Annotated in this window: 10 protein-coding genes; 8 read left to right on the top strand and 2 right to left on the bottom strand. The window is 41.6% G+C overall.

Features of this window, described 5'->3' with window-relative positions:
• Positions 1-59 precede the first annotated feature (59 nt).
• Both bfmR and bfmS read left to right on the top strand, forming a co-directional pair.
• Positions 60-776 (top strand): response regulator transcription factor BfmR, encoded by a 717-nt coding sequence (bfmR, locus tag C502_RS0106160; RefSeq protein ID WP_000076440.1) that lies wholly within the window; start codon positions 60-62, stop codon positions 774-776.
• 40 nt (positions 777-816) lie between these two features.
• Entirely contained in the window at positions 817-2,457 is a 1,641-nt protein-coding gene (gene bfmS, locus C502_RS0106155; RefSeq protein WP_018677958.1) for a sensor histidine kinase BfmS, read from the top strand.
• A gap of 99 nt (positions 2,458-2,556) precedes the next feature.
• Here the strand turns inward: bfmS and C502_RS0106150 are convergent, their stop codons facing one another.
• Both C502_RS0106150 and C502_RS0106145 read right to left on the bottom strand, forming a co-directional pair.
• The gene (locus C502_RS0106150) at positions 2,557-2,913 is read right to left on the bottom strand and encodes a hypothetical protein (protein WP_018677957.1); all 357 of its coding nucleotides are present in this window, start codon (positions 2,911-2,913) and stop codon (positions 2,557-2,559) included.
• 92 nt (positions 2,914-3,005) lie between these two features.
• Entirely contained in the window at positions 3,006-4,424 is a 1,419-nt protein-coding gene (locus tag C502_RS0106145) for a sensor domain-containing diguanylate cyclase (RefSeq protein WP_018677956.1), read from the bottom strand.
• 396 nt (positions 4,425-4,820) lie between these two features.
• On the opposite strand from C502_RS0106145, the gene ndhC reads away from it, so the two are divergent.
• The 6 genes from ndhC (at position 4,821) to nuoG (ending at position 12,468) form a co-directional block, all read left to right on the top strand.
• Positions 4,821-5,372 (top strand): NADH-quinone oxidoreductase subunit A, encoded by a 552-nt coding sequence (gene ndhC / locus C502_RS0106140; RefSeq protein WP_018677955.1) that lies wholly within the window; start codon positions 4,821-4,823, stop codon positions 5,370-5,372.
• Positions 5,373-5,378: 6 nt separating this feature from the next.
• Positions 5,379-6,056 carry a NuoB/complex I 20 kDa subunit family protein gene (locus C502_RS0106135; RefSeq protein ID WP_004881335.1) on the top strand — a complete coding sequence of 226 codons (678 nt, stop codon included), beginning with the start codon at positions 5,379-5,381 and terminating at the stop codon, positions 6,054-6,056.
• An 84-nt stretch (positions 6,057-6,140) separates the two neighbouring features.
• Entirely contained in the window at positions 6,141-7,928 is a 1,788-nt protein-coding gene (gene nuoC / locus C502_RS0106130) for an NADH-quinone oxidoreductase subunit C/D (protein WP_018677954.1), read from the top strand.
• 12 nt (positions 7,929-7,940) lie between these two features.
• Positions 7,941-8,450, top strand: coding sequence for an NADH-quinone oxidoreductase subunit NuoE (nuoE, locus tag C502_RS0106125; protein ID WP_018677953.1), 510 nt, complete (start codon positions 7,941-7,943; stop codon positions 8,448-8,450).
• On the top strand, positions 8,447-9,772 hold the full coding sequence (nuoF, locus tag C502_RS0106120) for an NADH-quinone oxidoreductase subunit NuoF (RefSeq protein ID WP_018677952.1): 1,326 nt from the start codon (positions 8,447-8,449) through the stop codon (positions 9,770-9,772). Before nuoE ends, nuoF begins: the two co-directional genes overlap by 4 nt.
• An 11-nt stretch (positions 9,773-9,783) precedes the next feature.
• On the top strand, positions 9,784-12,468 hold the full coding sequence (gene nuoG, locus C502_RS0106115) for an NADH-quinone oxidoreductase subunit NuoG (protein WP_018677951.1): 2,685 nt from the start codon (positions 9,784-9,786) through the stop codon (positions 12,466-12,468).

Below are 12,468 nucleotides of genomic sequence, written 5' to 3'. Positions count from 1 at the left end.
AAACCAATGTATCTGTCCAATTTTTTACACAGATTCACTCAGATTTTAGGGGCAAACAAATGAGCCAAGAAGAAAAGTTACCGAAGATTTTGATCGTTGAAGATGACGAACGCCTAGCACGTTTAACACAAGAGTATTTGATTCGTAACGGTTTAGAAGTTGGGGTTGAAACGGATGGTAATCGTGCGATTCGCCGTATTATCAGTGAGCAACCCGATTTAGTGGTGCTTGATGTGATGTTACCAGGTGCGGATGGCTTAACCGTTTGTCGAGAAGTTCGTCCACATTATCATCAACCGATTTTGATGTTAACAGCACGTACTGAAGATATGGATCAGGTGCTTGGTTTGGAAATGGGCGCAGATGATTACGTGGCGAAACCTGTTCAGCCGCGTGTGTTATTGGCTCGTATCCGTGCTTTATTACGTCGTACAGATAAAACAGTTGAAGATGAAGTTGCTCAACGTATTGAGTTTGACGATCTTGTGATTGATAACGGCGGTCGTTCAGTAACGCTCAACGGTGAGTTGGTTGATTTCACCAGTGCGGAATATGATTTATTGTGGTTATTAGCTTCAAATGCAGGACGTATCTTATCTCGTGAAGATATCTTTGAGCGTCTACGTGGTATTGAGTACGACGGTCAAGATCGTTCGATTGACGTGCGTATTTCACGTATTCGTCCAAAAATTGGTGATGATCCAGAAAATCCAAAACGTATTAAAACTGTGCGGAGTAAAGGTTATTTATTCGTTAAAGAAACCAACGGATTATAATTTGCCGCTTGCTTAAAATTAGCTTGGAATTATTTTTCGTATGGTGAGTCGAGTACTAAGAAACAGCATTTTCTTGCGAATCTATGCTGGATTAGTGGTTTTAGTTGTTGTAGTTGCCGCATTTTGTTATTTGCTAGTGCAAGTCATCAACTACCAACGTGCGCAAGAATATCGTGAATCCCTCACTGATGGTATTTCGTATGTCATTAGTGAGGGGGTATCTCGACAGCCTCAAAAACAACAAAAGTTAGATTGGATTTCTGATGCATCTGATTTGCTCGAACTTCCAATCTACTATGTGGATGCAGAACGGGTAGAGCTTTCTCGTACAGAAAAAAAACGGATTGCTGAGCAAAAGTCAGTGGTTCGTTATGATGCAAATAATGGTGTGGGCTATATCATTATTGGTTTGAAAGATGATGCGAAACATTATCTTTATATCAAGGTTGATAAGCTTGGTGAGCGTCAAATGAAGGCGTTACCTATTTTTGTATTGGATTATTTGATTTTTTATCCTGGTCAAGAACGTGAATATCTAGAGCGTATTAAAAAGCATTTTTATTACCCAATTGAAATTTATAATATTAAAGATATTAATCTGGATTCAGAGCAGATTGGTCGATTACGCCAAGATCAAAGCGTATTGCTTTATAAAGATAGCGCAACTGTACGTGGCACCACTATTTCAATTGTTTCACCAATGCCAAATCATCCTGCACAAGTTTTGGTATTGGGTCCTGTTCCAATGTTTAATTGGATGCCTTTTCAGCTTGCAGCAGGTATTACGCTATTCAGTTTATTCTTATTGAGTTTGGGGGTCTATGGCTTAATCTTGCCATTAGAACGTAAAATTCGTCAGGTGCGTTATGCCTTGAATAAGATGAAGTCAGGTGATTTATCATTACGTGTACCCATTGAAGGTACGGATGAAATGGCAAACTTGGCATCGAGTTATAACAATATGTCCGATCATATCCAACGTCTGATCGAAGCACAGCGTGAATTAATGCGTGCGGTTTCGCATGAGTTGAGAACGCCAGTTGCGCGTATTCGATTTGGCATGGAAATGTTGGCTGAAGAGGATGACTATAATTATCGTATTCAGCAAGTCGATATGATTGATAAAGATATTGAAGCACTCAATACCTTAATTGATGAGATTATGACTTATGCAAAACTAGAACAGGGTACGCCATCGTTAGATTTTGAAGATGTGGTACTGGTTGAAGTACTTGATCAAGTTGCTGTAGAAACAGAAGCACTGAAGACACAAAAAGAAATCGAATTAATTGCTCCGCCATTGGCATTACGTGTTGATGCTGAGAGACGTTATCTGCACCGTGTGGTTCAGAATCTGGTTGGAAATGCAGTTCGTTATTGCGATCATAAAGTTCGGATTAGTGGTGGTGTACGTGCAGATGGTAAGGCATATGTTTGTGTTGAAGATGATGGTCCTGGTATTCCAGAACAAGAGCGTGCACGAATCTTTGAAGCTTTTGCTCGTTTGGATGATAGTCGTACTCGTGCTTCCGGTGGTTATGGCCTAGGTTTATCTATTGTAAGTCGTATTGCGTATTGGTTTGGTGGTCAAATCCAAGTTGATCAGAGCCCAAATTTAGGTGGTGCACGTTTCACCATGACATGGCCTGCAAAGCGCTATAAACAAAATGTAAAAAAATAGTTTTAACTTATCAAATTTTAATATGTTGACAAAAAAGCCAAAGTTGAGATGCTTTGGCTTTTTTGTCATTTCTCTAATAAATTATTAAATAGTAATAATTTATTCGTGAACAGAAGAGTCTGGTTCAATCAGTGGATAACCTGATTTAAGACTATTTAATGAGTCAACATTAAAATCAAGGAGTAAGGAATTATTTTTGACATCTATTTTATAGCTTTTGATCAGCACCTGATCCCCATTTAATGTTTCTACTTTATAGGAGTCTGCAATATTAAGGATGCTTTCAAGATTTGTGGTTGTTGCAGCGAAATCTTCTCTAAAAACTTCGTAAATATCTCTTAAATCAAAAATTGCATTGTCAGCATCTGGATGCTTTCGAATATAACTTTCTATATGACGCATTAAGAGTTGTGAAAAAAAGAAATAATCTGAGTCGTGTGTATATTCTAAATGCATATTTTTCTCCTTGTTTTCTACTTTTAGAATACCGATCAATTGCTCAAGCTGTGTATAAAGTTAATTAAAGTATTTAGCTGAATTGAAACATATTATGTCGAGATGACAACTTGATTTCGACCTTGGCGTTTGGCTTGGTAGAGAGCGTCGTCAGCTTGTTTGAATAAATGTTCAATCGGTTGTTGATTTTTAGGTCTGTGGACACAAATACCAATACTAATCTGGATGAAAAAATGCTGCTGATGGTCTAATTGAATCGGGGTTTTGCTAATTTTTTCTCGAATGATTTCAGCACATTGGTATGCAGTATTTATATCAGTATTGATCATGAATATCGCAAATTCTTCACCGCCTAAACGTCCTAATAAATCTTGAGGACTTAACACTGTTTGGATTGTCTGCACACAGCTTTGTAGGGCACGATCCCCAATTTGATGACCATAGCTATCATTTACTTGTTTGAAATGATCAATATCTAGCATGAGAAAAGCGGTTGTTTGGGTTGAATGAGTTGCTTGTTGTTGTAAAAGTTCTACAGATTGTAGAAATTGACGCCGTGTTAGACTCGAGGTTAATTCATCATGAGCAATAGTATGTTGTAATTCTTGAATAAGTTTGGATCTAACCATGTTGATGCTGGATACCGTAAGTGGAGCGATGGTCATCATGATTAAACCTAAACGAGTCGAGATGGTGTTATTCAGATATTGGTTTGGGTAAAGTAATAAATAGTTTTGCGAAACATGATAGATAATGAATGCACAGCTAATCGAGGTAATGATCGCAACTGAAAAATGACGGTAACGTAGGGCACACCAAATTAATGGTGCGATAGGATAAAGTAATGAGCCAGGCCCAGCATCGTAGTAGCCAATTACAATTGAGAAAATAACAGTAAATAAAGGAAGAGTTGATAGCGCAGTTTGGGTTTTAAGTTCTTTGAGTTGTTGTTTAAATTCAAACAAATGTGGCGCACTAATAATTGCAGGCAAAAGCAATAAAGCATTTTGAATTTCTGCAGTGAACCAATAGCCAAAATCGATCCAAAATGAGCCTAAAGCAAATTTTGTATTAAAGTAGGGCAGTGTGAATGCAGCAAACAATGAGCTAGATAGTGCTCCCAAACAACAAAAACTAAATAAGAATAAGTAGAAATAACCATAATGCATTGAGCGTATAAATGTATTAAATCGTATGTAGAGAGTCAGTGTAGTGATGACATAAAGTAAGTTGGCAGAAGTTAAACAGAAGTTGAGTAAAAACGGGGTATCTTGTAGTGTATCTGCGAGTAAATATCCCACCATAGCACCAATAAAGCTGATCGGATGGCGTGTTTGTGGAAAGCGGATAAGTAGACCCAGTAAAACGGAGTTTGCAGGCCAAAACGAAGCAAGAAATGTTAAATGTCGGGTCGCGATACCAAGGATGCAACAAAAAAAGATCACAGCAGTAAAAATTAAAAATAATTGCAAAAGCGATCGAGGCTTTAATTCTGCTACTGATGGAGTCATCCTGACACTTTTCCTTGAGGAATTTTCTCGGGCTATTATATAAATTTTGTTTAAATTTTCAGCATAAATTTGTATCAATGCAATGATTTAGTTCGTACTGCAATGTTTTTGAGCATTTGTAATAAATTAAGAATGTTTTTGGCGCATAAATAAAGAAAAAAATGATCAAGATAGAGTATTTGATTAGATAATTCGATTTCTAAGGGGGAATTCATAGTGATCTAGGATAGATCAGTAAATTAATCAACAAAATCATCCTAAAGACTAAAGCGCTTCAACTAGCATGAGAAATTAGAAATCAGGTACAATTGGCGGGATTAATTTTGTGTTTGGTGTATTTGAAGGCCAATACATACATTCTTTGTTAAAAATAGGCCTGCCAGGAGTTATCCCCGCATGAGTGCCATTACTCCATACGATTGGGCGATTATCGCCTTCGTGATCGGCGTTACATTTCTTTGCGTTTTTATGCTTACCGTTCCCTTACTCCTCGGGGGTAAAGCATGGGGGCGTGCGAAACAAGAGCAGTTTGAATCAGGTGTAGTTAGTGCGGGCGGCGCTCGTATTCGCTTGTCAGCCAAATTCTATTTAGTTGCAATCTTCTTTGTGGTTTTTGATTTGGAAGCCCTTTACCTCTACGCATGGGCAACTTCTGTTCGTGAAGTAGGTTGGTTTGGATTTACCACGGTCGTTATTTTTGTTGTTGATCTATTGATTGCCTTGGTTTATGCAATTTCTGTAGGAGCGCTGAATTGGGCACCTGTAGATCGTCGTAAAGCTGCTGGTATGACAATAAAAATTGGCTCACCGAATATGAATATTGCTGACATTACTCGATTCAATAATATTGAAGAATTGGTTGTCGATCCTACTGGTCATATTCCAGCGCAGTCTTCTGGTCGTCTTAAGTCTAAGACACCGACTACATCATCATTTAAACAGGAGTAAGTCGGGATGAAATATACTTTAACCCGTGCGAATCCAGATGCCGATCAATATCCATTACAAGATCGTCAAATCGTAACTGATCCTCTTGAGGAAGAAGTGAATAAAAGTGTGATGATGACACGTCTTGAAGATGTGTTGCATACCGCAGTGAACTGGGGGCGTAAAAACTCTTTGTGGCCATTTAACTTTGGTACATCATGCTGCTACGTTGAATATGCAACCACATTGACTGGCGTACATGACTTATCACGTTTTGGTGCTGAGGTAATTCGTGCTTCACCACGTCAAGCGGATTTGATGATTGTTGCAGGAACCTGCTTTGTCAAAATGGCACCCGTTATTCAACGTTTGTATGAACAAATGCTTGAGCCTAAATGGGTCATTTCAATGGGTGCTTGTGCAAACTCTGGTGGTATGTACGACATCTATTCTGTGGTGCAAGGCGTAGACAAAATTATTCCTGTTGATGTGTACATCCCAGGTTGTCCTCCTCGCCCAGAAGCACTCATTCAAGCATTGATGTTACTTCAAGACCAAATTCAACTTGAGCGCCGTCCACTTTCAGCGGTGATTGGTGATGATCTTCAGCCTGTGTATAAGCCAAAGATGATGCCAGAACGCGATCGTAAGAATGCTGACCGTATTGCGGTGAAAAACTTACGCTCTATGGATGAAATTAAATAATTTTAACGATGAGTTTTGACATATCTCATGGATATGGTCATCGGGAAAATTGCCAGAATTTGTATTAAATAGGAAGCCAAGCCAATGGCTGAAACTGACATTGCTATGCCAGAATCAACGAAAGTTGATTCACGCCCAGCATTTGCAATTGTAGAAGAGCTCAAAACCAAATTTGGTGAGAACTTCTACGTGCAGGCGACTTTTGAAGAGTTTCCAACAGTCTGGGTTGAGCGCGCACGCGTGCAAGAAGTCCTTATGTTCCTCCGTAAAGTGGAACGTCCTTATGTGATGCTGTTTGACTTGTCTGCGGTAGATGAACGCTTACGTGTTCACCGTGATGGTTTGCCAGCATCTGATTTTACAGTGTTTTATCATTTACTTTCACTTGAGCGCAATAGTGATATTCGTATCAAAGTTGCATTGAATGAAAATGATTTAGACATTCCAACAGCAAGTAATATCTGGCCAAATGCCAACTGGTATGAGCGTGAAGCCTACGATATGTTTGGGATCAATTTCGCAGGGCATCCAATGCTCCGTCGTATTTTGTTACCAACTTACTGGGAAGGTCATCCTTTACGTAAAGAATATTCGGCACGTGCGACAGAATATACGCCGTATATGCAAGATCAAGCGAAGCAAGATTTTGAACAAGAACACTTGCGCTTTGTACCTGAAGACTGGGGTCTAAAACGCGGCACTGCCGATGAAGACTTTATGTTCTTAAACTTAGGTCCTAACCATCCATCTGCGCACGGTGCATTCCGTATTGTTTTGCAGTTAGATGGCGAAGAAGTCAAAGACTGTGTGCCTGACATCGGTTATCACCACCGTGGTGTGGAAAAGATGGCTGAACGTCAAACATGGCATTCATTCATTCCGTATACGGATCGTGTTGACTACTTAGGTGGTTGTGCGCAAAACATGCCATATGTGATGGCGGTTGAGCAGCTTGCAGGGATTAAAGTTCCTGAGCGCGCACAAGTCATTCGTGTGATGTTGAATGAATTGTTCCGTATCAATAACCACTTGTTGTTCTGTGGTACAGCGATTCAGGATGCGGGTGGTATGACGCCAGTATTCTATATGTTCGCAGACCGTCAAAAAGTCTATGACATCGTTGAAGCAATCACGGGTTACCGTATGCACCCAGCATGGTTCCGTATTGGCGGTACAGCACACGACCTTCCAAATAACTGGCAGAAGCTAGTGAAGGAATTGTTGGAGTGGATGCCGAAGCGTTTGAACGAGTACTACACTGCAGCACTTAAAAACTCAGTATTTATTGGTCGTACTCGCAATGTTGCGCAATACGATGCTAAATCTGCGTTGGCTTGGGGTGTAACAGGTACAGGTTTACGTGCGACAGGAATTGACTTTGACGTTCGTAAATATCGTCCATATAGCGGTTATGAAAACTTTGATTTTGATGTGCCAGTAGAATACGAAGGCGATGCTTATGCGCGCGTATTGGTTCACTTCCGTGAAATTACTGAGTCGTTGAAAATCATTCAGCAGTGTTTGGATAACATGCCTTCTGGTCCTTATAAAGCGGATCATCCATTGGCAGTTCCACCACCAAAAGATAAGACATTACAAGATATTGAAACTTTGATTACGCACTTCTTGAGCGTGTCTTGGGGTCCTGTAATGCCTGCGGGTGAGTCATCGTTTATGACTGAAGTGGTGAAAGGTGCGAGTACTTATTATTTGACTTCAGATAAGTCAACCATGAGTTACCGTACGCGTATTCGTACACCGACTTTCACGCATTTGCAGCAAATGCCTTCTGTGATTAATGGCAGTTTAGTTTCTGACTTGATCATTTATTTGGCGACCATTGACGTGGTTATGGCTGACGTGGATCGCTAGGGGCAAACGATTATGATGATTTTGACTGATAAAAAACCTCGTGTGAATGTTGAAGGGATTTTGACGACTGAAGAAATCCATGAAATTGAACATCACATTGATCACTATCCGTACCCTCGTGCAGCATCACTTGATGCGTTAAAGGGTGTACAACGCCGTAATGGCTGGGTAGATGATGCTCAAATGAATGCAATTGCACAATTGTTAAGTATGAGCGTGGCTGATTTAGAAGGTGTAGCAACGTTCTATAACCGTATTTATCGCCAACCTGTGGGCCGTCACGTGATTTTATTGTGTGACTCAATTGCATGTTTCTTGATGGGTGCAGAAACTTTAGCTGAAGCATTTCAGCGTGAGTTGGGTATCCAATACGGGCAAACCACAGCAGATGGTCGTTTTACCTTGCTCCCAATTTGCTGTTTAGGCAACTGTGACAAAGGTCCAACCTTAATGATTGATGAAGATACGCATGGTTTAGTGGACGTATCATCAGTCAAACAGTTATTGGAGAAGTATGTATGAATACTGAACCAAAACCAATTTATGGCGACGGTAATCCAGAAACGCATCCACTCACGTGGCGTTTGAGTAAGCAAGAGCACGTCCGTGTGGCTGACGATTACGAAGCGCTAGAAGGTTATGCTGGCTTTAAAAAAGCATTGGGCATGCCACCGAAAGATGTGCTTGACGTCATTAAAGCTGCGACAGTAAAAGGTCGCGGTGGTGCAGGCTTCCCAGCAGGCATTAAATGGTCACTCATGGCACCAAATGATGGTGGTCCACGTTATTTGATCTGTAATGCTGATGAAATGGAGCCAGGTACATTTAAAGACCGTTTGTTGATGGAGCAACTTCCTCATCAATTGATCGAAGGGATGTTGATTGCAGGTTATACCCTTGAAGCGACTCACGGTTATATCTTTATCCGTGGTGAATATATCGAAGCCGCTCAGTACTTAAATGAAGCATTAGAGCAAATTCGTGCCAAAGGTTACTTGGGTGAAAATATCCTTGGTACTGGCTGGAACTTCGAGATGCATGTGCATACGGGTGCAGGGCGTTATATTTGTGGTGAAGAAACCGCATTGATTAACTCGCTTGAAGGTCGTCGTGCCAATCCACGTACTAAACCACCATTCCCGCAAGTTGCAGGGGCATGGGGTCGTCCAACGATTGTCAATAACGTTGAAACCTACAATAACTTGCCTGCGATTATGCTTCGTGGTCCAGAGTGGTATATCAACCTGTCTGCGGGTAAATCGAAAGATCCAGGCACCAAGATTTATGGTGCATCAGGCAAAGTTAAATTCCCTGGTTTATGGGAACTGCCATTTGGTACAACTGCGCGTGAAGTGATTGAAGATCATGCGGGTGGTATGCGTGATGGTTTAACCCTGAAAGCATGGTTGCCAGGTGGCGCATCAACTGACTTCTTGGCGGCTGAACACATTGATCTTCCAATGGATGCTGAAACAATTATGAAAGCAGGTTCACGTTTAGGTACGTGTTTGCTGATGGTTGTGGATGAAACCCAATGCATGGTCTCTGCAACACGTAACTTAGAAGAGTTCTTTGCACGTGAATCATGTGGTTTCTGTACACCGTGCCGTGATGGTTTACCTTGGGCAGTCAAAGCGCTGAAAGCACTCGAAACAGGTACCGGTAAGAAAGAAGATATCGATCATTTACAAGAACTCACTCGTAAATTATGGATCGGTAAAACTTTCTGTGCTCATGCACCAGGTGCGATGGAGCCGCTTATGGGCGCATTAAAATATTTCCGCCATGAGTTTGAAGCAAAGGTTAAAACCCATGCTCCTGCTCTTGACGTAGAACAAGCTTAAGGAATTCGACTATGGCTACAATTCATGTCGATGGAAAATCGTATGAAGTCAATGGCTCTGAAAACTTGCTACAAGCATGTCTCAGCCTTGGTATCGACATCCCGTATTTTTGTTGGCACCCATCCTTAGGTTCTGTTGGTTCTTGTCGTCAATGTGCTGTTACGCAATATAATAATGCGGAAGATACACGTGGGCGCTTAGTCATGTCTTGTATGACACCAGCTGCCGACAATACCTTTATTTCTATTGAAGACAAAGAAGCAACGGATTTTCGTGCATCAATCGTCGAATTCTTGATGACCAACCACCCACATGACTGTCCAGTCTGTGAAGAAGGTGGTCACTGTCATTTACAAGATATGACGGTGATGACGCAACATGATCGTCGTCGCTATCGCTTTACGAAGCGTACCCATCATAACCAAGAGTTGGGTTCGTTTATTGCGCATGAAATGAACCGCTGTATCGCGTGCTATCGTTGTGTACGCTATTACAAAGATTATGCGGGTGGTACAGACTTTGGTGTGTATGCCAATGCATCACGTGTCTATTTCGGTCGTCCAGAATCAGGAACTTTAGAATCTGAATTTTCTGGTAACTTGACTGAAGTGTGTCCGACTGGTGTATTTACCGATAAGACGCATTCAGCACGTTATAACCGTAAATGGGATATGCAGTATGCGCCAAGCGTATGCCAAGGCTGTTCTTCAGGTTGTAACATCTCACCAGGTGAGCGTTATGGCGAAATCCGTCGTGTTGAGAACCGTTTCAATGGTTCAGTGAATCAATACTTCCTGTGTGATAAAGGTCGTTTTGGTACGGGTTATGTGAATCGTGAAGATCGTCCACGTCAACCACAGTTCCGTAATGGCGACGCTGTGACAACAGTGAGTGTGGATCAAGCACTTGATCAAGTCATTGTTCAATTAAAAGGCAAAAAAGTATTAGGTATTGGTTCGCCACGCGCAAGCTTGGAATCAAACTATGCGCTACGTCAATTGGTTGGACAAGACAACTATTCAACTGGATTGTCTCAAAAAGAGCAAAATCTGGTTGAATTAGCTGCATCAATCATGCAAACACAGGGTATTTACAACCCGAACATGCGTGAAATTGAAAGTTACGATGCGGTGTTGATCTTGGGTGAAGACTTAACTCAAACTGCGCCACGTATGGCTTTGTCGGTTCGCCAAGCAGCGAAAAATAAAGCCAAAGAAATGGCAGCTAAAACGCGTACACCTGATTGGTTGGCAGAGCCTGTACAACGTATTGGTCAAGATGCTAAATCTCCAATTTACATTCTTGCTGCAACGCAAACGCGTTTAGCGGATGTAGCAACAGGTGAAGTAGTTGCATCGCCAAATGACATTGCACGTTTAGGTTTTGCGGTGGCTGCTGCGCTTAAAGGTGAAGCACTGACTGGTTTGGCTGATGATGCGAAAGCATTTGCACAAACCATTGCAGATACCTTGAAAGCAGCGAAAAAACCATTGATTATTTCTGGTACGAGTCTACAAGACGCTGCAATCATCGAAGCTGCTGCACAAGTTGCTCAGAATCTAGGTGAACATGCAGGTTTATCATTGACTGTTCCTGAAGTGAACTCAATGGGCTTGGCATTGTTCGGTGGTTTAAGTCTAGAGCAAGCATTTGCACAAGATTATGATGCCGTGGTTGTGATTGAAAATGACTTAACTCGTCGTTTACCTGTTGCACAAGTGAAAGCAGCATTTGATAAAGCTGAAACAGTGATCGTATTGGATCACAGTGAAACGCCAACCTTGAAACTTGCAGATATCGTACTTTCTGCAGCAAGTTTTGCTGAAGGTGATGGAACTGTCGTGAGTCAAGAAGGCCGTGCACAACGTTTCTATCAAGTCTATGACCCAAGCTACTACAAGCCTGAATATGCGATCAAAGAATCATGGCGTTGGTTACATGCCATTGAGACAGGTCTTAAAGGTAAAGCCGTTGATTGGACATTGCTTGATGATGTGATTGATGACATCGTGAAAAATGTTCCTGTACTTGAAGCGATTCAAGACGTTGCTCCAGATGCAGGCTACCGTGTTCATGGTTTGAAAATTGCACGTGAACCACGTCGTTACTCAGGTCGTACTTCGATTCGTGCACCATTATCGATTCACGAACCTAAACAACCAACGGATATCGATTCAGCATTAACATTCTCGATGGAAGGTTATGTGGGTAATCAGACGCCTTCTTCATTGGTACCTTTCGCATGGGCTGCGGGTTGGAACTCGCCACAAGCGTGGAACAAATATCAAGATGAAGTCGGTGGTCACTTAAAAGGTGGTGATTCGGGTGTGCGTTTATTCGATCGTTTAGCAAAACGTCCTGCACGTAGCTATGTTGCACCGACAGCCGTAGTTGTGAATCCTGAAAGTTTCCGTCTTGTACCAATGCACCATATCTTTGGTTCTGGTGAATTCACCATTAAAACACCTGCAATGGAATCACGTATTCCTGAAGCAATGTTTGCGGTGGGTGAACAAGATGCAACCCGCTTAAATGTTCAAGATGGTCAACGTATTACCGTGAAAGCAGGCGAAACGAGCATCAGCTTACCTGTACAAGTCATCGAATATTTACCAACTGGCTACATTGGTTACCCAATTGGCTTAGCACCAACCGTTTCATTGGCAGAGCCTGTGTCTGTGGCAGTAGGAGTGTAA

The sequence above is a fragment of the Acinetobacter tjernbergiae DSM 14971 = CIP 107465 genome, from assembly GCF_000374425.1.
GTDB lineage: Bacteria > Pseudomonadota > Gammaproteobacteria > Pseudomonadales > Moraxellaceae > Acinetobacter > Acinetobacter tjernbergiae.
The sequence above is the reverse complement of the archived record's forward strand: the minus strand, read 5'-3'. Positions and strand labels throughout refer to the sequence as shown.